The following is a 21,642-nucleotide window of genomic DNA, read 5'->3' as shown; positions in this document are numbered from 1 at the left end:
TTTAATTTCATCAGTGGACTGAATTTCGCTATTTGGCCTGCCCAGACTCACTCTGCATCTGCAGAATCACCTCATCAAGCGAGCGAATAAAGTCCAGCGCCTCACCCGATAACGGCTGCTCCTGCCTTGTCAAAATGTAATAGGCCTTGTGATGTAGCACCTTCAATTGCGGAAATGGCATCACCAGCGCGCCACTATCCAGATGCTCCCTGACCAACTCATAACCGCACAGCGCAATGCCCAGCCCTTCCATCGCCATCGCCGTCACCACATCAGATTCACCGGCCACATGACCGCTGTGGGCATCCAGTCCGATAACCGGATAATGCTTAAGCCAATATTGCCAGTCGCTGTAATCCCGCTCGTGGATAAAGGTCGCCCTGGCCAGATCCTCGGGGTCATCCAGCCCCAGTGATGCCTGATATTCAGGAGAGCAAACGGGTACATAGTGCAATCCGTACAGAAATTTGGCGTCGAATCCAGGCCAATAACCCTGTCCCCACTTGATCGCCAGCTCTGTCTCCGGCAGAAAGTCCAGATGATGCGTGGTCAGCACCTGTCGCACCCGCACATGCTGATGATTGGTCAGATAGTGTGGCAGCTGTTTGGTGATCACAATCCGGCTGAACACCGGCTCAGACTCAATATTGAGAATGTAGCCATCGGCGTGCACATGGAAGTCATCAACAATATTGAGCAAGGCATTAAAAGGCAGCTCAATTCTCTTGTACAAACGCTTGCCTTCTTCAGTCAGTTCCACCTTTCTCGGGCTACGGAAAAAAAGGCGGGTTTTCAGCAACGCCTCCAGCTTCGCCACCTGCTGACTGACGGCAGGCTGTGTGAGATGCAGATCACGACTCGCAAGTGTAAAACTTTGACGTTCAGCAACCGCCTTGAATGCCAAAAACCACGCCAGATGAGGCATTCGCGAGTAATTCACCGAATTTGAGGCGTCTTGCATAAGGTTTCGTTATAGATAAATAAGACAATGTTGTTGGATGATACTTAAGGGAATCATGAAAATCTATTCGGCTTTTTAGAGGGTTGAAGTCGCTCTGGTGACACCGGAACCGACAGATTAACAGCCCCGACAGTAACCAAACCACATAAAAAAGTAATCACTCCCAAAGGTGAATTATGCTGACCGAAGTAGATTCCAAGGCGTGCAGCAACGAGCACGACAGTAAGTTTGACAAGACATTGATATCAATCAGTTTGATATTCGTGTTTGCGACCATCGCCATGTTAATGGCGTTCCCGCAGGCGTCACAGGACGTGGCCAAAAACATGTTTCAGGGCCTCACCAACAACATTGGCTCCCTGGTGCAACTATTCGCTTTTGTTATCGTATGTTCCATCGTCTACGTGGCGATAAGCAAGTACGGTGAAATCAAGCTGGGCGAAGGCGCGCCTGAATACAGTAACAGCAGCTGGCTGTTTATGTTTATCTGTGCCGGTCTTGGCAGCGCCACCATGTACTGGGCCTTTATGGAATGGGCATACTATTACAATGGTCTGGGTCTGAACATTGATCCTCAGACCAATGAAGCCCTGCGTACCAGTTTGTCTTACGAGATGTTCCACTGGGGCATTACCCCCTGGGCTATCTATGCGCTGGCATCTGTCGCCATGGCTTACCATTTCCATGTAAACCGCGCCAAAGGTCTGAATCTGTCCTCGCTGATGGTCTCAGTGCTGAATATGAAGCCTGACAGCGTCGCCAGCAAGGTACTGGGCCGGGCCCTGGATCTGGTCTTCCTGTTTGCCACCTTTGGCGGCCTTATTCTGACCACCACTGTGACGGTAAACACAGTGTCCACCGGCTTTTCCGAGCTGTTCAACTTCCAGAACTCCTTCCTGTTTGAAGTCATTCTGCTGGCATTGATCACTCTGACCTTCACCCTCAGCTCCTACATTGGTATCAGCGAAGGTCTGCAGAAAATTGCCCATGCCGCCTGTGGTATGTGTTTTGTGTTCGCTCTGGTGGTCCTGCTGCTGGGTGACACCACCTTTATCATCGATTACATAGTTAACTCTCTGGGTCTGACCCTGAGCAACTTTGTTGAAATGAGCCTGTTCACCGATGCCACCAACAATGGCAGCTTCAACAAAGACTGGACCGTCTTCTACTGGCTGTACTGGCTGACCTACTGTCCGGGTGTGGCTATCTTCGTGACCCGTATCTCCAAGGGCCGTACTATCCGTCAGGTGGTGTTTGGCCTGATCGCCGGTGGCTGTGCGGGTTGTTGGTTCTTCTTTGGCGCCCTGACCGGCTACTCGGTGGACATGTTCAACTCAGGCATCATCAATGCCCCTGAGCTGCTGAACACTGCCACCGGCGACCTGGCTGTCGCTCAGCTGCTGGCCAATCTGCCATTCGGCACTCTGCTGTCAGTGTTCTACTTCCTGCTGATGATGGTGTTCCTGGCCTCTCACCTGGATGCCATTGCCTACACGGTGGCAGCGGTAAGCACCAAAAACATGAAACAGGGTGAAGACCCGGCCCGTCCGCTGCGTATCTTCTGGTGTGTGATGCTCAGCCTGCTGCCACTGGCCATGCTGTATATCGACGCCAGTCTGGACACCCTCAAAACCGCGGTAACCCTGACCGCTGCGCCATTCATTCTGGTATTAGTGCTCTGTTTGTTCGGCCTGAAAAAATTCCTGGCAAATCATAAGTTCGAGAATTAATTGATGAAAATTACTGATATTGAAGTTATTCACCTGCGTGTTCCTGCCATGGAAGCTGACTGTGAATGGGGTGAAGACGCCGTCGTTGTTAAAGTTCACACAGATAAGGGGATAGTCGGTGTCGGCGAAGCCGATTCCAGCCCTCTGGTAGTTCAGGCCTGTATCGAAGCGCCACAGACCAACTTCTACTGCAATGGTCTCAAGCGTCTGTTGATTGGTGAAAATCCACTGGAAATAGAACGCCTGTGGAACAAGATGTACTGGGCCTCCAACTACATGGGCCGTCGCGGTGCCGGGATTCATGCCATCAGCGCCATCGATATCGCCCTGTGGGATATCGCAGGTCAGTTCTATGGCGTGCCGACTCATACCCTGCTGGGTGGCAAGTACCGTGACCGTATCCGTTGCTACGGCACCTTTATTCCAGCCGATAAGCCGGAGGACAACCGTAAGATTGCTCAGGATCTGGTGGCTCAGGGCTTCACCAGCATTAAGTTCGGCGGTGGTATCTTCGGTCACGACCCGGACACGGACTATGAAATTGTCCGACACGTGCGTGAAGCCGTGGGCGATGAGATTGAAGTTCAAATCGATCTGGCCTCCCAATGGAAGACCTGTGGTCACTCCATGGAGATGTGTCGCCGTCTGGAAAAATTCAATCTCAACTGGGTGGAGGAGCCGGTACTGGCTGACTGCCTGAACAGCTATGCCAAGCTGTCTGGCCGGATCCCACAGAAGGTTGCCGGTGGTGAGTCACTGACGACCCGCTTCGAGTTTGCCGAGTTTCTGGAGAAATCCAAGGTAGACATAGTGCAGCCGGATATCACCCGTTGTGGCGGTATTACCGAGATGAAGAAGATCTACGATCTGGCGCAAATGCACGGTACCCAGCTGATCCCGCACGGTTTCAGCACAGGTATTCTGCTGTCTGCCTCGGTGCACTTCCTGGCGGCAACCGAGCATGGCACGCTGATGGAGTTCTCTCAGAGCAACAGTCCACTGTTCAGAAAGCTGGTTGCCAATCAGATCCAGTTCGACAACGGCTATGTGACAGTTCCTGATACTCCTGGACTGGGTATTGAGCTGGATGAGGACATTATCGAGCAATACCGGGTGTAATACCAATTTCAATTAGTTGATCTGTTTCAACGGGATTTCAATGCGCTTGCGACAAGGTCATTAACCGCTCCTCGGCAACAGCTCCTGCGTTGCTCTGCATCCATGCAGTCGTGCGTTAATGACATTCGCCACATACTTGTGGCTTACGAGCTGGCGACGTCATTGTGGCGCTATGTCAAGACGGCTGGACACAGTATCAAGTGCATTGAATCAGAATCCCTGACACGTTCTGAATTGATCAAACTATTCATGAAGTTGGTATAAGCCCTCCGTTGCGTCTATTCACATAAAAAAGCCGGAGCAATGCTCCGGCTATGATTCAGCAATAACCTGCCGATATCAGTCCTTTTCACGTCCCAGCACTTTCACACCGGCAGTACCATCTTTGGCTTCACCGTACACCTCGATGTGCTTTACACAGCGGCGATAGGCGAATTTGCGCCAGTCTGTCGTCTCATTCTTCTTCAGGTTGCGGTAGAAATTGATGGTTCGGGTCTCACCATTACGGAAGGTAAATACCGCCTTGTTCAGACGCAAATCACGCTCAGCCTTGATTTTGATGGCATCAGTCTTGCGACACACCAGCAGTGGGATTTTGGCGCCATGGTGACCGTCTTCCAGCAAAATGGTACGGCCCAGGGTGATATGATCAGCAGCCATGACAGGGGCGACAGCGCCAAAACCTGCGATGGCCAGCGTGGCAGCAGCAAACAGTTTTTTCATTGTATTCTCAACAACAGCAGAAATTGAGCGGCACAATAACGCCCGAATCTCCCGGCGACTACTGCGACATGAAGAAATTTAGAAGCCGCTAACATTATCAACAATTCGGCGCAGGCTTCATCCGGTATTCATCCTCTGTTCAGTCACAGCCATAAACCGAATCCCGAAAATTACCGGAGCAATGGCTTTTCCATCAGAAAATTGTCCAGTTGCTGGCCGCGAATATGCACTATCCGCGCGTCAATCACGCGAAATCCGGCATATTCAAAAAAGGCTTTGGCAGTCAGACTGACATGGGCGTACAAACGACCAATTTCTGCCGTCTCTGCCTGTAAATGAAGATGCTGCATCAACACCTGACCAACGCCCTGTCGCTGATATTCATGATGCACAAAAAAATGATCGATAAGCCCATCGGCCTGAACATCGGCATACCCCAGGATCTGCTCGCCGACGCATGCGACATAGGGAGATATCGCCTGTATTCGCTGTAGCCACTCATCCGCGGTCATATCCGGATTAACCCAGGCGACCAACTGCTGCGGATGGTAATCCCTGCAATTAACCCTCAGCACAGTCTGCTCAAACAGCACTCTGAGCACGGCAGCATCAGCCTGACGCCATTTGCGAATCACGATATCCACTGGCAACTCCCGTATGGTAAAGCTCAGAATGGACGGTCTAAGCGGCAAAAGATCTATTGTGAACGTTATACCAATTTCATTTACTCGTTGCTCTGTTTCAGCGGGAGTTCAATGCGCTTGAGGCAAGGTCATTAACCGCTCCTGGGCAACGGCTCCTGCGTTGCTCTGCCTCCTGCATCCATGCAGTCAAAGTGCTGCTATGTCAAGACGGCAGGGCACAGTATCAAGTGCATTGGAACCCGCACTGCGTGAGCGTGTCAGGCATCTTGCTTCGGTGTTGCATTGCTCTCAAAGGGAGCCCCTCTTAGTCAATCAATGCGCCTTGGATCAGTATCCCTGACACGCTCTGAATTGATCAAACTATTAATGAAGTTGGTATTAGTCTAACCAGGATCTGGACACAACAAAAAAGGCTCCCCCCGGGAGCCTTTTTGTACCCTGTCAGCGCCAGGGCAACATCATCCAAGCGCGTTGACACCTGTCTGTAGTACCCTGTGGCCACAGAGCTTCTGCGGATTATTCGCAGCAGTAGTCAAAATCACCGTAGTTCAGATCCAGCAGTTCGCCCAGCTGGAATCCGGTCACCTTGTCCTGTGCCTGCAACCAGGAGGTCAACGCCTGCAGATCGTCAGCCGAAGGCGCACCATATCGGGCCTCAGGCAAAATGATCGCATCACATACACCATTGGACGCGCCGCACAAACAGCAAAGTTCACGTGACTCAAGGAAAGCCATCAGAGCATCGGTGAAATCATCATGCTCCTGCGCACTGGTGCAACTCAACTGGCACTGCAACTGGCAGCCAAACACCGCGAACTCGCCAAGATACAGCTTTTTGCGTAAACGGCGGGATTTGTTATCTACTTTGTCCAGTTTCATTTTCTACCTCAATCGAATCAAATCGCCCCAGAATACCACTGCACCGGACACGACGCGAATCAGCAGCCATGCCAGAGGTCGGATTTGCGACACAGGTGACAAACTCCGAAGTTGGAGACCACCGTGATGCTCGGCGCAGCGACGAAGGGAATGTGGCATTGTCTCTGCAGTATCGCCTGCTGTGCGACAAATGCTGAAAATGTTCGCCGCCAGAGGTCACTCAGAGAATACGGTATCTGCTCTGTACAGAACCCGGCAGACTATCCAGAATGAGATTATTCACCATACAAAACAACTCAGAGCAACCGACTCCCAATCAGACAAATTAAATTAACCAACGCTGATATAGCGATATTCTTACCAGCCTCAATTATGTTTTATTTATTACAAAATAAAAGTGCAAAACCTGAATTGAACGGTATTTATTGAAATCGAATTACGCAAGCAGTTTGTTATATCAACAAATGCCGTAATTTGTACTCTACAGAAGCCCAGCCACTTAATATCACTCACGAATAAACAATAGGTTAAACATCATCAACTGCCTCAGAATCTATTTGTCATCGTCGTCATGATTTACGCCTGCGCATCGCATTCCGGCTTGATTTCACAGCTAAATATAATTTGTGATGTTAATTCCATTATTTACTAATTCGTATCCACACTAATACTCACTTGTGTAATATTAGCGCCCGATTTTATCCGGCCAAGTCAATGGATGACCCTATATTATGTGGACAGGTAATCAAATAACACTTTTAAACAGTATCATTAGAATAATTACCGACAATATCGGTTTTTTATATTCATAATATTACTTGAGTGAAATTTTATTACCAAACCCGCCGATAAAAACGACAGTTACGTTTAAATTCTGTTCGCCCTGGGCGCGGGAGTCGTTGTGAGTAAAACCCTGTTGATTTCAGGTCATCCAAACCTGCAAGCATCTGTAGCCAATCAAGCCATTCTGGCCCTGCTGGCCGATGAACCCCATATCATCGTCCGCAAGCTGGACCAGCTGTATCCCGATTATCGAATCGACATCGCCGCTGAGCAGCAAGCCCTGCTGGCTGCGGATACTGTGATTTTTCAGTTTCCCCTGTATTGGTCAACCTATCCTGCCATTTTGAAAATCTGGTTTGATGAGGTGTTTACCTACAACTTTGCCTTTGGTCCAGCGGGCGACAAGCTCAAGAACAAGAAAGTGATCCTGTCGATCACCTGCGGCGCGACGGCACAGTCCTACCATCCGGGGGAGTTTAATTTCCTCCCACTGAGCCAGTACCTGCAGGCGGCAGTGCATCCCATCAAAGCGGCCCAAATGACTATCGTTGATGAGGTCATTACTTTCGAGATGAACTCCACCGAAAGTGAAGGTGGCAACGCTGATCAGGTCATGCAACTGGTTCGCACTCACACTGAACAACTGCTTCAGGCAATAACAAAAACCAACCAATAAGCATTCACAGGTAATATCACCATGCTGCAATCCCTACTTGGCATTATCGCCCTGTTGGCGCTGGGCTTCGTTTGCTCAGCAGCCAAAAACCACATCAACTGGCGCACCGTTGGCGGTGCTCTGCTGATCCAGCTGGCGGTCGCCGGTTTTGTGTTGGCCACTGACTTTGGCGCCAGTGTACTGCTGTCCATCTCCAATGGTGTGTCCAACGTATTGGGTTACGCTTCTAAAGGTATCTCCTTCGTGTTCGGAAACCTGGTGACCTTCCAGGTTGAAAATCTCGGCTTTATCTTCGCCTTCCAGGTGCTGCCTGCCATTATCTTTACCTCTGCACTGGTCAGTCTGCTGCACTATCTGGGCATCATGCAGCTGTTCGTCAAGATCCTGGGCGGTGGCCTGCAGAAGGTGATTGGCTCGTCCAAGGCAGAGTCGATGAACTCCATCGCCAACACTGTGTGTGGCCAGACTGAGTCACCGCTGTTTGTGAAGCCTTATCACCCCTATCTGACCAAATCTGAAATCTTCGCCATCATGGTTGGTGGTCTGGCCTCGATTGCCGGCTCTATTCTGGCGGGTCTGGCTGGTATGGGCGTGGACATTGAGTACCTGGTGATGGCCTGCTTTATGTCAGCCCCGGCCGGTCTGCTGTTTGCCAAGCTGCTGATCCCTGAGACCGAAACCCCGGTCAACGACGTGCCTGAGCTGCCGGATGATGAAAAGCCGACCAACTTTATCGATGCCATCGCCAAAGGTGCCATCAATGGTCTGAAAATCGCAGTGGTTGTAGGTGCCATCCTGATCGCCTGTATCGGCCTGATGGAGATGCTCAACGGCATTATTGGCTGGTTTGGCAGCCTGTTTGGCAAAGAAAACCTGACACTGGAACTGATCCTGGGTTACCTGTTCGCTCCTGTGGCCTGGCTTATCGGTATCCCCTGGAATGAAGCCAACGTGGCCGGTAACTTTATCGCCCAGAAGCTGGTGCTGAACGAGTTTGTCGCCTTCGCAGGTTTCGCACCTTACATCGATGGCGCGGCGGTCGTTGCCTCCACCGGTGAAGCCATGACGCCAAAAACCGTTGCCGTACTGACTGTTGCCCTGTGTGGTTTCGCCAATATCGGTTCAGTGTCCATGGTGGTTGCCGCGCTGAGCACCATGATCCCCAAACAGTCAGGTTATATTGCGTCTGTGGGTATGAAAGTACTGCTGGCTGCGACTCTGGCTAACCTGATGTCAGCCACAATCGTAGGTTTGTTTATGGCGTTTTGATGAACCACAGGTTGGGCTGACAAAACCGCTGCAGCCCGACCATTTCACTGTAATCAATGCCGCAAAAAGCAGAACCCACATCCTTGTCTATACTCAATCCAGAGAGATCATCAAGGACAAGTGAGGGTACCCACTATGAGTGAAAAACTGCTTTCTCTGGATGAAGTCTGCGAAATCCTGGGTAAGTCACCAACCACGATTAAGCGTTATGCCAGAGAAAACCTGCTGAGCAGTGTTGAAGACGGTGAAGAGCTGAAGTTTCCAGAGCCCGAAGTGATGCGTTATCTGGAGTTCTCCAAGCGACTCGGTTAACAACAACCATTCTTTGACAACACAAAAAAGAGCCTGTTCAGGCTCTTTTTTTACAGTTGCAACTCTTTTTGGGTCAATTGATATTCATCAAAAATTAATAAAGAGATGCAGATCGCAAAATTCCGTTATTTTTGCCTTTGCGCCGCATTTTGATCCCGTCAATTCAATCAGTTACAGAATAGTCTGCGGTGCCCTTGTACGTATCAAATGTAACAACCCAAAGGGGGTATCGCCAAACCTCATACCCGGCAATAAAATACGCAGGTTTTCAGTCCTTTGTATAGAGAATTCCGCCATGAAATCCAGACTTATATTGCTTCCTTTGGTTGCGTCCCTCGGTGCCTGCAGCGGTGGCCATGATGGCGGACCTGCGACGCCGACTCCACAACCGGTTCCGAGCCTGATCAGCGGTGAGCTGACCAAACTGGATACTCAAACAGGTGCCGCGACCATAGGCAATCACCAGCTCAACCTGTCAGGCGCCAGCATTGGCCGCAGTGCTGATTTAAGCCAGCTGAAAGTGGGCATGCTGCTGACCGTCCAGGCCAATCCGGAAGGTGTCGTCAGCCAGATCCAGTTCGACGACCTGCTGACTGCGCCGGTGACCTCCAACAAAAACGGCAAGCTGGAAGTGGCGGGATTTGAAATCGTCACCAAGCAGGACATCAGTAAGTTTACGCTGGGTCAGATGGTGGAAGTCAGTGGTTACCCACTGGATGCCAACCGTATTCAGGCAACCTATGTGGCGGCGGATGACGACATTGCCAGTTCAATCGAAGGTGCCGTCACCCAATTGAATGATGCCAAGACTGAATTTATGCTGGGTAATGTTCTGGTGAAAGCTCAATACATTGACAAACCTGAGCTGCTGAAAAACGGCGTGTGGGTAGAGGTAAACGGTACTCTGGACGCAGACAAAGCGTCTGATGTCTGGACCAAACTGACCATCAACAATGCCGACGTCGAGATTGATACCCCGGATTTTGCTGACATCGACGGTGATATCGAAGTTTCAGGTCGCATCAGCTGGGTGGCTCAGGATCTGACTCACATGGTGGTCAACCAGAATCTGGCAGTCGGCATTCTGGGCAATACCGAATTTGAAGACGGCAACAAGGCACAGCTCAAGCCAGGTGCTCTGGTTGAAGTGGAAGGCGCGTGGGATCTGAATGCCATGCGTTTGAACGCGTCTGAAATCGAATTTGACGGCGGCGATCATGACGATGACGTGACTGTTGATCTGCCAGAATTCGAGGCTGAAGGTTATGCCGACTACAATGCCACCACCGGTGTCATCACCATGAATGGCCTGCAGTTCTACGTGAACCCACGTACTCAGTTTGAAGATAACCTGAACAAAGACACCAACTTCGCCCATCAGTGGGTTGAATTCTCCGGCTACCAGCAAGCTGGCGAATACATGGTGCAGGAAGTTGAATCAGAAGCCGGCGACAATACTTATCATGTTGAACTTGAAGGTATTGTTGTGAAAGACGGGCTGAACAATCTGACCCTGATTGGCTATCAGACTGTAGGCAACCAATTCAACACCAACCTGGTTGGCAAGCAGGTTGAAGCCAGCTGTGAACGCACTGCAGACAACTTGCTGGACAACTGCCGGGTTGAAATCGACAACGATTAATCCACCTCAGCAGTGATGAAAAGACGCCTCCGGGCGTCTTTTTTGTGTCTGAAATCTCGCCTCGACCAAAGCAATATTCTGACTTACAGTCGAATAATCAGATGTTGCCCTGGAAAATGCGGATTCAAATGCACAAACTGACTCACCTGAATGGCATCAGAGCCTTCGAAGCGGCCGCGCGTCACCGGAGTTTTGCCCTCGCGGCCAAGGAGCTGAATGTCACGCCGGCCGCAGTCGGTCAGCAGGTGCGGCAACTGGAGGATTGGCTGGGACAAAAGCTGTTCATGCGCAGTCAGTCCGGCAACAACCGCCTGACACCTACCCCTCAGGCTGAATTGGCGCTGCAGGCCTTTCAGACCGGGCTCAATCATCTGGCAAGCGGTCTTGAGCTGCTGAAAAGCCAGGCCCAGGGACAATTGACCATCTCACTCAGCCCCTCCATTGCCAGTAAATGGCTGATGCCCCGACTGGCGGAGTTTCAGCAGCAATTCCCGGACATTTCCCTCAGCATTCAAACAGGCATCGAACTGCAGAACTACCTTACGACAGGCATAGACATAGGTATCAGATACGGCAAAGGCCATTGGGCCGGAATGCAAAGCGAATTACTGATGCAGGAGCGGGTATTTCCCGTGTGTGCACCAACGATTCAACAAGCAGGACTCAGCAGGCCTGAGCAACTGTCCGACTTGCCGATACTTTTTGATATGTCTGTGGCCTCAGACCCTGACTATCCCGACTGGGCAGGCTGGTTTCGCTCACAGGGACTGCCGCCTGCACCACTGAAAGGAATGAAAATCAACAGCTCAGCCGAGTTGATTGATGCCGCTATCCGCGCTCAGGGCGTCGCGCTGGGCAGGGAAATTCTGGTGTCCGAAGAGCTGCAGTCAGGCCGTCTGGTGTGCCCATTTGGCACCAACCGCTTCTGGATGACTTCGTCCATGGCCTACTATATCGTCTGGCCGGCAGACAAGATCTGCTCCCGGGCAATGGCCGATTTCCGCAGCTGGCTGCACGCTCAGGCCAGCATCACCCCAAGGTACTGTTTGCAAGCCGAAAGGGCAGAGTGAAGGCCACGGCGATATTCATCAAAGCAGGCGCAGCCAGAATACTGACGCAGGATGGAGTATTTCCCGGCATTTCTGCTAACTGCACGGGCCGACCGCACTGACTGACCGCCCAAATCCGGCTCAGTCCTGTCATCACGCAGCAGCTCAAACCCTGTCAGCGTGCAAACACCGCCTGCTCACTCTGTCCACCGCGCACGTTACCCAGCTGCCGGCGCACATAAGCGACGTCAGAGAGGTGGCCCGCATGTACATGGCTTTCCAGCAATGACTTCAGCTTCACCCCGAGTTGGTGAATACGGTTGAGCAACTGATCGGCAAAATCCTTAAGAAATCCAATGCCATTCCCATCCAGCACAGGGTCGGTAATCATCGCCTGACCGTTCGCGGTCACCACATAGCTGATTGAGCCTGAGCTGTCATGGTAAAAGCTGAATACCTGCATGTATCACCTCAGGGATCATTGGCCTGGCACCTGAATAATCGACTTTACCCGTTCTCGCCAGGCGTGCAGTGCCGTCAGCGACAATGGCACCTCAACGGCCGCAAAATCGGCAAAAGCCAAGCCGTAAAACAGCGTGATATCTGCCATGGAAAATCTGTCGGCGGCTACAAACTCATGGTCGCTGAGCACCTGATTGAAATACGCCAGCCCGCGACCGGCAGCCGCTTTTTGCAACAGTCCCCAGGCCGGGCATTGATTGGTTTCAAGTTCCGGTCCCAACCCGGCGGTCCCGTGGTGAAAATAGGCGCCCACCGCGTCCATCACCATGGATTCCGCTCGTCGCTGCATCATGTGGATTAATCCGCGCTCCAGCGGGGTTTCTCCGGTCAGATTCCGCTTTGCAAAGCGCCCATCCAGATATTCGGTAATGGCGGTACTTTCCGATAAATAGACGCCTTCAGCGGTTTTCAGCACCGGTACGGTGCCGGTGGGATTCATCCGATAAAACTCAGGAGTGCGGTGGGCCTTGGCCATCACATCAACTTCAATAAAAGACACCTGATCTGTAATGCCTTTGTAACTCAAAGCCGCGCGGATCCTGGCTGGATTTGGAAAACCAGTGGTTTCATAAAGTTGGATTGCTTTTTCCGACATAACTTCCCCCTGACGCGACGGCGTCCTGATTGAATAGTTGGGATTGGGATTGGGCGCTGAACGGCGCTAAACGGCTTGGCCCTGTGGTTAGTGCTCAGTAACGCACGGCGCCACGACCGATTTTCAAATAAAACTGCGCCGCACCGTGAGCCTTGAGCGTTATCCGGCTGTGGGGCGGCATACGCAACCAGGAGTGTTCGGCAAGCAACTGCCCATTGAAGTCAATCGCGCCATCAATCACAAACAGCTCCAGCACGTCAGACTCCCTATACTGCCTGCAGAAGCCCGCCTGCACCCGATGCAGACAGGTCAGCTCATTGCCCGATTGCCACAGCAATAATTCTTCCTCGGCATCAGACAACGACTGCCAGTTGGCCGCACGGGTATCCAGTTGCAGAAAGTCAGTCTCGTCATCGGGGATCTGCGACAGCTTAACGAATATTTCGCAGCCCTCGCGGGTAAAGGGAGCGTGGGATGAGCCCGGAGGATTACGCACATACCAGCCAGCCGAGAAATCCCCGCGCTGATCTGAAAATGTGCCGGACAGCACCAGATACTCCTCACCACCGGGATGAGTGTGGGGACTGAAATGGCTGCCCGCCTGATAGGTCACGCAGGAAGTGGCCCGGCGGGCAACTTCATCGCCCACCCGTTCGAACATCATGCGCCTGACACCGGGCATAGGTGTGGGAGCATATTTCAGCGCCGGGGCTGACAGTATTACCGCGGCACTGAAATCTGCATTCAGCTCAATCCAGGACTGAGCCGCCGTCGCCTGCTGCTGTTTGTTCATCTTGTGTCGCTCCTGTGCAATCCGTTATCTGGTTTCACAGTCTAGACAGAGGAAAGAGGAGTGACGAGGCACATTAGTTTGCCCCCCGGGATAGCTTTTGTTTTTCGAGGTAAACTTGTCGCAGTGCAAGAATGGCGGTAAAAACCGCCATTCAATCAGTTACATCAGCATATCTGCGACGGGATGAGTCAATCAGCCCGGGTCGATGTCGCCGGTCTTCAGAGCTTTTTGAAGCCGCGAAAGCTCAGTGAGGCCACAGTATCAGCTTTGGTCAGCAGGCTGGGCTGAGCCTTGGCCTTGCTGTGACCGCCACAACCACAGCCACCGCCGCAGCCCCCCTTTTTGGCATGATTCAAGGAAGCCCGCCCCTGGCTTGCCTGCGTCAGATAACGGGCATTGTCATGACTTGCCGCCAGTACCTGCTCCAGTGGCCGGGCGCTGTCACCACGACTTATCACTGCGCCGGTCGCCAGCAGTTTGCCCAGCATGCGCTCGCCAATCTGGTCCACCAGCACCATGCTGCAGCCACGGGATTTAATCAGATTCAACATGGCTTTTTTGGCGGCGCAGCCACCTGCCATTGCCGGATTATCCAGGGTTTCCATCAGCTGGTGCTCAGCATTGAAAAAGGCGATCTGAGGTGCCTTGGTAAAGTGTCTGGCCAGTCTTCCCCGGCTCAGAGGTACTGCAATAATCATGTTTTTTCAATCCTTTATTGGTTGAGGCAAGACCAGGGCCTTGCCTTCAATAATGGCCCGGGCAACCTTGTGCCTGGCGCTGCCGATAAGATTGCCAAAGGTCTGGCGGGATATGCCCATCTGCTCAGCGGCCTGCAATTGTTGCAACCTGAGCACATCGGCCAGATGCAACGCCTCAAATTCGTCGGCGTCGAGTATCAGCTTCTCCAGCTCACAGCCCCTGATGCCGTTGGGCTTGAACAGGTTACAGGGCACATGGGCACTGAGATGTCGGCACTTCTTGGGTCTTGCCATACCGGCCTCATCGATTCACTGGTTTCTGGCATATGCCAGAAACTATTGTGCAAAGCCGGGCGTGATAAATCAGTGACCGAGCGCCAAAAATCAAATATTAAGCAATAGATAAACAAAAAACGGCCAATGGGCCGTTTTTGTCATCGCTGCGCGCAGCACTCAAAGCCGGTGATACAGGCTCTGGTAATAAGCGTTGGTGGCCAGCAAGCTGTCATGGGTGCCACTGGCGGTGATCTGCCCCGCTTCCAGCAGGTGGATTTGGTCCATCTGTGCCATCGCAGTCAGCCGATGGGAAATCATCAGCACAGTCCTGTCTTTGGCGAACTCAAACAACACCGACAGGATCTCCCGCTCGGTGCGCTTATCCAGGCCTTCAGTGGGCTCATCAAGCAGCAGCAGCGGGGCATCGCGCAGCAATACCCTGGCAATGCCGATACGCCGCAGTTCACCACCGGACAACTGGCGTCCACCTTCGCCAAGCCAGGTATCCAGCGGCCGCTCACCCTGCGTCAGAGTCTGCAGGCCGACACGTTCAAGCACTGCCAGTAAGTGAGCATCATCCACTTTCACCGCCTTGCCCTGCTCATCGGGCATCAGCGCGATACTCAGATTGTCCCTCAGGGTGGCAGCAAACAGGTAAACCCGCTGACTCACGACAGAAATGCCCGCGCACAGCTGCGCCTGGGTGAAATCTGTCAGCGCCTGACCATCAATACTGATGCTGCCGCTGTCCGCCTGCCACTGACGGGTAACAAGCGACAGCAGTGTCGACTTGCCGCAGCCGGTCTGCCCCAGCAGCGCCACTTTCTTACCGGCTTGCAGAGTCAGATTAATCTGCCGCAGCACCGGCCGGGCGGGATCATAACCAAAGCTGATATCGTTAAGCTGCAGTGCGCCACGGCTGATATGCGCCTGCGACTGAGCGGGATAGAGGATATCCGGTTGCTGAGCGGTAATCTCAGTCACCCGCTGCGCTGCCATGATGCAGGAAGACAAATGCTGAAACGAGCCCGCCAGCGGCATCAGCATCTCCACACTGGCCAGCGCAGCAAAGACCATGGTGGCAAACAGCGGCCCGGGTGGCACATGCTCGCCCACACCATTGGCTGCCAACGTCAGCATCAACAGCAACATCGCGCCACTGGCCAGCACCAGAGCCCCCTGGCTGAGAGCCGTCACGGCGGCCATGGAGCGCTGTGCGCCAAGCAGTTGCTGCTCTGTGCTGTTAAGACGACTGCGGTATTGTTCCCGGGCCCCAAACAAGGTCAGTTCTGCCTGTCCCTGCAAATATTCCAGCAGCTCTACCCGATAGTTGCGCCGCGCCTGCACCAACTGTCGGCCGGGCGCTTTACCCAGCACATAAAACACCAGCGGCAAAGCAAACCACGCCAGCAGCAGGGCACCACACAGGCTGGCGGCCAGGGTGACATCAAACCAGGACAGGAACAGGTACAGCAGGCCAATCATCACCAGTGATGCGCCCAGAGGCGTCAGCAGGCGCAGATAGATATGATCCAGGGTGTCGATATCGGCAACCAGACGATTGAGCAGATCACCCCGGCGCACACCGGCCAGATTTTTTTCTGACAACGGCATCAGTTTGCGCCACACCCAGATACGCAAATCCGTCAGTAATCTGAACGTCGCTTCGTGGGTTGCCAATCGCTCACCATAGCGACTGGCGGTTCGCATAATCGATAAAAAACGCACCCCACCGGCGGGAGTAAAGAAATTGAAGGCCTGCGCCGTGACCACCGACAGTCCGGCAACTGCGGTAGCCGACAAAAACCAGCCAGACAGGGACAGCAGTCCCATCCCGGCCATCAGGGTGGTGATACTTAAAAACAGACCGACAAACATCATCAGCCACTGGCGTTTAAACAGCCGAATAAAGGGCAACAATGCTTTCATGATTGAACTCCCTGACTCTGCTCAGGCTGCGGCGACGACTCACCGGCAAGAATATCCACGGCTGTGGCCTGACTCTGGGCCAGCATATCGGCAAACAGCCCGGGCGAACCGGCCAGAGATTGATAGTCACCACGCTGTACAATCAGGCCCTTATCCATCACCAGAATTTCATCACAGCGACGCAGCTCCTCCAGACGATGGGTAATCATCAGGCTGCTATGATCTGCGGTGGCGTCATTCAGCGCCTGTTGCACCAAACGTTCACTCAAACTGTCCAGACTGGCGGTCGGCTCATCCAGCAGATACACACAAGCATTCTGTGCCAGCGACCGCGCCAGGGCGATGCGCTGCGCCTGACCAACCGACAGCCCCTGTCCCTGCTCGCCCACCCGATAATCCAACCCCTGAGGCTGCTCATCCACCAGCTCACGCACACAGGCGCGTTCAAGCAACCCGAGGATTTGCGCATCATCCAGCTGCGGATTACCCAGCGCCACATTGTCTCTGATACTGGCATGAAACAATTGCGGCTCCTGTCCAAGCCAGGCCAGCTGTTTTCTGAGCACGGCTTTACCCAGCTGCGCCAGGGCGATACCGTTAACCGTGAGTTCACCACGAACAGGCAAAAAGCCCAGCAAAGCGTTCATCAGCGAAGTTTTACCGGCGCCACTTGGGCCTACCAGCGCCAGATGCTGACCGGGTTTAATGCTGAAACTGACCGGCCCCAACAGACATTTGCCATCAACGCTCATCACCTGCAGATCTCGCGCGTCGATAGTCAGTGGGCCGCTGACGCTGTGCAAGCCTTCCCCCTCTGGCTGTGGATGCTCCAGCAGTGTCATCAGTGCTTCGGCGGCACCAATTGCCTGGGCTTTGGCGTGATAATGAGTCCCCATATCGCGCAGCGGCTGATAAAACTCAGGCGCCAGGATCAGCACAAACATGCCGGTAAACAGAGAGATCGGCGCCCCATAGTGGCCAAAGTCCAGGTGTCCCAAATAACTGAAACCAAAGTACACAGCCAGCACTGCAATCGAGACAGCGGCGAAAAACTCCAGTACGGCGGAGCTTAAAAACGCCATCCGCAGCACCGCCATGGTGCGGCTGCGAAACTCTTCCGAAGCCTGCTCAATCTTGCGGAGTTCCTGCTCCTGCCGGAAAAATAACTTGAGGGTTGGCAAACCTTTGAGGCGATCCATGAAGTGTCCCGACAGACGGGAAAGTGCCGCAAAGTTTTTGCGGTTGGCATCGGCTGCGCCCCAGCCCACCAAAATCATAAACAGCGGAATAAGCGGCGCCGTTACCAGCAGGATCAGGCCGCCGGCCCAGTTCAGTGGAAACACCACCGCCAGAATAATCAGCGGAATAAATGCTGCCAGGCTCATCTGCGGCAGATAACGGGCGTAAAAGTCCTGCAGATCTTCAACCTGCTCGAGCACTATGCTGGCCCAGCTGCCAGCCGGTTTACCTTTGATAAAGGCAGGCCCCAGGCATTCAAGCTTATCCAATACTGCGGCCCGAATCGTTTGTCGCAGCTGCAATCCCGCCTGAAAACTCAGACGCTCACGTGCCCAGGCGAGCACCGCACGAAGCAGGATCAAACCCGCCAGCAGTATCAGCTGCAATGAAAAGTCCGTAGCCGGACGGCTGTCAATAATCACGCCCTGCAACATGCCGGCGACCAACCAGGCCTGCAGCACCAGCGCCATACCATTGAAAACGCCCATCAGCACCGACAGGCGCAAATACACACCACAGGCAGACTTTTGTTGTCTCAGCCAGAGGGTTAATTGTTTTTCCAGCGATTTATCCATTGGGATCCGCGTCACATCCAATACAACGGCAGGCAGTATCTCAACACTCGTCACCGGAATAAACCTGCAACTTTGGATTTGCTAGACAATTCACAAAAATTGATTTGGATCAAAGTCTGTTAATTCATCCCGTTATGGCTGGCTGCCGGGGAGTTAAATCCCAATTAATCGGGGTGCGACCGGGTATTTCATAGCCAAATCGGCGCGGATACGGTAAGCTGCGCCCCGCCAGGCAGCCCGCCGCCAGAATGTGGCAACAGTCAGGGCCGCCGCCAACGACGATACTGGAACAGCATGAGTTTTTCTTCCCTGGGGCTGTCAGCCCCAATCCTGAAAGCTGTAGCCGAACAGGGCTACGAAACCCCCTCCCCCATTCAAGCCCAGGCCATCCCCGCGGTATTAACCGGTAGGGATGTCATGGCAGCAGCCCAGACAGGCACAGGTAAAACAGCAGGCTTCACTCTGCCACTGCTCGAGCTGCTGAGTAAAGGTAAGCGTCCGGCGGCGCTGCAGGTACGCGCGCTGATCATCACCCCGACCCGGGAGCTGGCCGCACAGATTGATGACAATGTGACCGCCTATGGCAAGTATCTGAAATCCCGCAATACCGTGGTATTTGGCGGGGTTTCCATTAATCCGCAAATCACCGCGCTCAAGCGGGGCGTGGATATTCTGGTAGCGACGCCTGGCCGGCTGCTGGATCTGCATGCCCAAAAAGCCGTCAGTTTCGATGCACTGGAAGTGTTGGTACTGGATGAAGCCGACCGTATGCTGGATATGGGCTTTATTCATGATATCCGCCGTATCCTCAAGGTGTTGCCTGCCAAACGTCAGAACCTGATGTTCTCCGCCACGTTCAGCGATGAGATCCGCTCGCTGGCCAAGGGCCTGATTAACGACCCGGTAGAAATATCCGTGACGCCGCGCAACACCACGGCCCAGACGGTTGAACAGTGGATTTATCCGGTAGACAAGAGTCAGAAACCGGCACTGCTGACCGAACTTATCAAGTCCAACGACTGGCGTCAGGTGCTGGTATTCTCGCGCACCAAACACGGAGCCAACCGACTGGCCAAGTATCTGGACGGCAAAGAGATTTCTGCCGTTGCCATCCATGGTAACAAGAGCCAGAACGCCCGTACTGCCGCCCTGGCCAACTTTAAGTCCGGCGCCGTCCGGGTCATGGTCGCCACCGATATTGCGGCCCGGGGTCTGGATATCGATCAGCTGCCTCAGGTAGTGAACTTCGATCTGCCCAATGTGCCGGAAGACTATGTGCACCGCATCGGTCGTACCGGTCGCGCAGGCGCTTCCGGTCAGGCGGTATCACTGGTATGCAGTGAAGAAGTGAAGCAGCTGCGGGACATTGAAAAACTGATCGGCCGTCATATTGAGCGCGCTGAGATCAGCGGGTTTGCCCCAGCGCAGCCGTTGCCACAGACTCAGCTGAGTCAGGGCCAGCAGAAGTCAGATAAACCTGCCGGTAATGCCGCTAACGGCAACCGCAATCGCCGTCGCCAGGACCGCAAGGCCGATGACCGGGTACTGAACCAGCTGCAAAACGATAAGACCCAGACCAAACAGCCGAAAACCAAAGCTGCGCAACACAAGGGAGACCAGGCCAAGGCCGATCAGGGGAAAGCCAGAACACAGCGCAACAGGCCGTCAAAAACAGGCAAGCCAGAAGACAGTGGCCGCACTAAAGAGCAGGCGTCATCCAGACCGTCGAAATCCGGCAATGGTAAAGCTTTGGGCAGCGCTCAGCATAAGCCTGCGCAGGGACAAAAGAGTTCGGCAAATAAAGGCAAGTATCAGGGCAACCGTCGGAGTGAACATCAGGCGCAGCCTTCTGCCGGAGCAGACAATAAGCCCTCAAACCCACAGCGACGTCGCCGGCAAACCCAGGCGCAATAATGGGATATTGATTGGCGAAGCTAAATTGACAGCGCTGAATTGGCGGAGCGAAACAAACTTTTTGCCCGCCACGCCGCATGACCACTGTCATACCTTGACCTTCATCCAGTCAAATCACTCTGCGGGTGCTGAGGTTGAATGAGATTATGATCACCGGCATTTGGCGTGCTCAGCAATACCAAAACAACAAACCCGCTTCGTGCGGGTTTGCTGTATTCAGCTTCTGGGAGTCAACTCCACCAGCACGGGGGCATGATCACTGGATTCCCGATCCAGCACACTTTGAGGCCCGAACAGATGCCGATCGCAGACCCTAAAATCAGTGACATCCATAGTGCTCATGCTGCTGCGGGGATCAAACTCGCAGGACAGCAAAATATAGTCCAGCACATTGCCGCGCCCGCCCCAGTAATGGGTTGGTGCCCGCTCAACGGCCCCGACATGCAGACAATGCAGGTGGAAACTGTCGCGTAAGCCATAAAAATCCACTCCGGCATCACGTCTGTCCGGAGATGCCGCCAGCCAGGCGTCTATCTGGTTGTCGATATGCAATACATCCAGCACAGTTGACCCCAGCCCATCATTAAAATCCCCCATCAACGCAATCGGCAATCGGTCCTGACTGCGACGGGCAATGATGTGGTGCATCAACATGGCCGCCTCGGCGCCGCGCAGCAAATCTGAGCAGGCCCGGCCCAGCTGACGGGACAGCGTCTGCACCGCATCGGGCTCAGTGACAGCGCCCACGCCAGAAGGATCGAGCGACGGCCGCTTCGACTTTAGATGAACAGCATACACATCGCATTGTCCAACCAAAGGCAATTGCACCCGGCACCATACGGGCCGACGGCTGAAACCGAAACCTGTGTCCAGTCCCATGGCCTGACAAACCTGCGAATCAACCGTCACCTCCCCCAGCTCCAGCACAGGAAAGCGGCTGGCAATCATGTTAATCGGCCGGTTATAGATATATCCATCCACCAGACCTGGGGCTTCCACCGCTACCAGAGTGAATCCCAGCGGAGTCAACAGCCGGGTTAATGCATCCGGGCTGAACACCTCCTGAAACGCAATGACATCCGGCTGCTGACGCTTGATATAACTGCTAAGCCAGGCGCACTTGGCCTGCCACTGAGCATGCGAATAAATGTTATCTGACTCATAGCAGGCCAGAGGAGGTTCTATAAAATTCAACAAGTTGATGGTAGCAAATCGCAGTACATCAGTACCGGTATCAGCTGAAGCCATGTCGACCTCAATTCAATCTTTTTACAGGGGCGGGTTCAAACGCCAACAGGCAACAGCCGCCACTGA

20 protein-coding genes are annotated in these 21,642 nt (G+C 53.4%); 8 read left to right on the top strand and 12 right to left on the bottom strand.

Annotated elements, in window-relative coordinates; translation table 11 throughout:
* Nucleotides 1–28: 28 nt before the first annotated feature.
* Entirely contained in the window at nt 29–961 is a 933-nt protein-coding gene (locus ACRRUX_RS15430; protein ID WP_432531916.1) for a LysR family transcriptional regulator, read from the bottom strand.
* Between the two features lie 176 nt (nt 962–1,137).
* On the opposite strand from ACRRUX_RS15430, the gene ACRRUX_RS15425 reads away from it, so the two are divergent.
* Both ACRRUX_RS15425 and ACRRUX_RS15420 read left to right on the top strand, forming a co-directional pair.
* On the top strand, nt 1,138–2,691 hold the full coding sequence (locus tag ACRRUX_RS15425) for a BCCT family transporter (RefSeq protein ID WP_432531914.1): 1,554 nt from the start codon (nt 1,138–1,140) through the stop codon (nt 2,689–2,691).
* Between the two features lie 3 nt (nt 2,692–2,694).
* Nucleotides 2,695–3,810 (top strand): mandelate racemase/muconate lactonizing enzyme family protein, encoded by a 1,116-nt coding sequence (locus ACRRUX_RS15420; RefSeq protein ID WP_432531912.1) that lies wholly within the window; start codon nt 2,695–2,697, stop codon nt 3,808–3,810.
* A gap of 339 nt (nt 3,811–4,149) precedes the next feature.
* On the opposite strand, the gene ACRRUX_RS15415 is transcribed toward ACRRUX_RS15420, so the two are convergent.
* The 3 genes from ACRRUX_RS15415 to ACRRUX_RS15405 form a co-directional block, all read right to left on the bottom strand.
* On the bottom strand, nt 4,150–4,533 hold the full coding sequence (locus ACRRUX_RS15415; protein ID WP_432531910.1) for a DUF2541 family protein: 384 nt from the start codon (nt 4,531–4,533) through the stop codon (nt 4,150–4,152).
* A 170-nt stretch (nt 4,534–4,703) separates the two neighbouring features.
* Nucleotides 4,704–5,177 carry a GNAT family N-acetyltransferase gene (locus ACRRUX_RS15410; RefSeq protein WP_432531908.1) on the bottom strand — a complete coding sequence of 158 codons (474 nt, stop codon included), beginning with the start codon at nt 5,175–5,177 and terminating at the stop codon, nt 4,704–4,706.
* Between the two features lie 516 nt (nt 5,178–5,693).
* A complete protein-coding gene (locus ACRRUX_RS15405) occupies nt 5,694–6,056 on the bottom strand; it encodes a 50S ribosome-binding protein YggL (protein WP_432531906.1) in 363 nt (120 codons plus the stop codon).
* 901 nt (nt 6,057–6,957) lie between these two features.
* Between ACRRUX_RS15405 and ACRRUX_RS15400 the strand changes: the two genes are divergently transcribed.
* The 5 genes from ACRRUX_RS15400 to ACRRUX_RS15380 all read left to right on the top strand — a co-directional run bounded on the left by ACRRUX_RS15400 (nt 6,958) and on the right by ACRRUX_RS15380 (nt 11,808).
* A complete protein-coding gene (locus tag ACRRUX_RS15400; RefSeq protein ID WP_432531904.1) occupies nt 6,958–7,515 on the top strand; it encodes an NAD(P)H-dependent oxidoreductase in 558 nt (185 codons plus the stop codon).
* Nucleotides 7,516–7,536: 21 nt separating this feature from the next.
* A complete protein-coding gene (locus tag ACRRUX_RS15395) occupies nt 7,537–8,784 on the top strand; it encodes a NupC/NupG family nucleoside CNT transporter (protein WP_432531902.1) in 1,248 nt (415 codons plus the stop codon).
* 135 nt (nt 8,785–8,919) lie between these two features.
* The gene (locus ACRRUX_RS15390) at nt 8,920–9,096 is read left to right on the top strand and encodes a helix-turn-helix domain-containing protein (RefSeq protein ID WP_432531900.1); all 177 of its coding nucleotides are present in this window, start codon (nt 8,920–8,922) and stop codon (nt 9,094–9,096) included.
* A 295-nt stretch (nt 9,097–9,391) separates the two neighbouring features.
* Nucleotides 9,392–10,738 (top strand): DUF5666 domain-containing protein, encoded by a 1,347-nt coding sequence (locus tag ACRRUX_RS15385; protein WP_432531898.1) that lies wholly within the window; start codon nt 9,392–9,394, stop codon nt 10,736–10,738.
* A gap of 128 nt (nt 10,739–10,866) precedes the next feature.
* Nucleotides 10,867–11,808 (top strand): LysR substrate-binding domain-containing protein, encoded by a 942-nt coding sequence (locus ACRRUX_RS15380; protein ID WP_432531896.1) that lies wholly within the window; start codon nt 10,867–10,869, stop codon nt 11,806–11,808.
* 154 nt (nt 11,809–11,962) lie between these two features.
* Here the strand turns inward: ACRRUX_RS15380 and ACRRUX_RS15375 are convergent, their stop codons facing one another.
* The 7 genes from ACRRUX_RS15375 to cydD all read right to left on the bottom strand — a co-directional run bounded on the left by ACRRUX_RS15375 (nt 11,963) and on the right by cydD (nt 18,414).
* Nucleotides 11,963–12,250 (bottom strand): MBL fold metallo-hydrolase, encoded by a 288-nt coding sequence (locus ACRRUX_RS15375; protein ID WP_432531894.1) that lies wholly within the window; start codon nt 12,248–12,250, stop codon nt 11,963–11,965.
* Between the two features lie 15 nt (nt 12,251–12,265).
* Nucleotides 12,266–12,889, bottom strand: a complete 624-nt coding sequence (locus ACRRUX_RS15370; RefSeq protein WP_432531999.1) for a glutathione S-transferase family protein — start codon at nt 12,887–12,889, stop codon at nt 12,266–12,268.
* A 109-nt stretch (nt 12,890–12,998) separates the two neighbouring features.
* Entirely contained in the window at nt 12,999–13,697 is a 699-nt protein-coding gene (locus ACRRUX_RS15365) for a cupin domain-containing protein (protein ID WP_432531892.1), read from the bottom strand.
* A 218-nt stretch (nt 13,698–13,915) separates the two neighbouring features.
* Nucleotides 13,916–14,395 (bottom strand): NifB/NifX family molybdenum-iron cluster-binding protein, encoded by a 480-nt coding sequence (locus ACRRUX_RS15360; RefSeq protein WP_432531890.1) that lies wholly within the window; start codon nt 14,393–14,395, stop codon nt 13,916–13,918.
* Nucleotides 14,396–14,401: 6 nt separating this feature from the next.
* Nucleotides 14,402–14,689: a DUF134 domain-containing protein gene (locus ACRRUX_RS15355; RefSeq protein WP_432531888.1), complete on the bottom strand. Its 288-nt coding sequence runs from the start codon at nt 14,687–14,689 to the stop codon at nt 14,402–14,404.
* Between the two features lie 159 nt (nt 14,690–14,848).
* Complete coding sequence (gene cydC / locus ACRRUX_RS15350; RefSeq protein WP_432531886.1) at nt 14,849–16,600, bottom strand: heme ABC transporter ATP-binding protein/permease CydC; 1,752 nt, start codon at nt 16,598–16,600, stop codon at nt 14,849–14,851.
* Nucleotides 16,597–18,414: a heme ABC transporter permease/ATP-binding protein CydD gene (gene cydD / locus ACRRUX_RS15345; protein ID WP_432531884.1), complete on the bottom strand. Its 1,818-nt coding sequence runs from the start codon at nt 18,412–18,414 to the stop codon at nt 16,597–16,599. The genes cydC and cydD overlap by 4 nt, the downstream gene beginning before the upstream one ends.
* A gap of 294 nt (nt 18,415–18,708) precedes the next feature.
* Here cydD and ACRRUX_RS15340 point away from each other — a divergent pair, with 294 nt between their 5' ends.
* Nucleotides 18,709–20,328 carry a DEAD/DEAH box helicase gene (locus ACRRUX_RS15340; RefSeq protein ID WP_432531882.1) on the top strand — a complete coding sequence of 540 codons (1,620 nt, stop codon included), beginning with the start codon at nt 18,709–18,711 and terminating at the stop codon, nt 20,326–20,328.
* Nucleotides 20,329–20,544: 216 nt separating this feature from the next.
* On the opposite strand, the gene ACRRUX_RS15335 is transcribed toward ACRRUX_RS15340, so the two are convergent.
* Nucleotides 20,545–21,576 carry an endonuclease/exonuclease/phosphatase family protein gene (locus tag ACRRUX_RS15335; RefSeq protein ID WP_432531880.1) on the bottom strand — a complete coding sequence of 344 codons (1,032 nt, stop codon included), beginning with the start codon at nt 21,574–21,576 and terminating at the stop codon, nt 20,545–20,547.
* Nucleotides 21,577–21,642 lie beyond the last annotated feature (66 nt).

Source organism: Shewanella sp. GXUN23E, from assembly GCF_050865035.1.
Taxonomy (GTDB): domain Bacteria; phylum Pseudomonadota; class Gammaproteobacteria; order Enterobacterales; family Shewanellaceae; genus Shewanella.
This window is presented reverse-complemented; position numbering and strand designations above follow the sequence as displayed.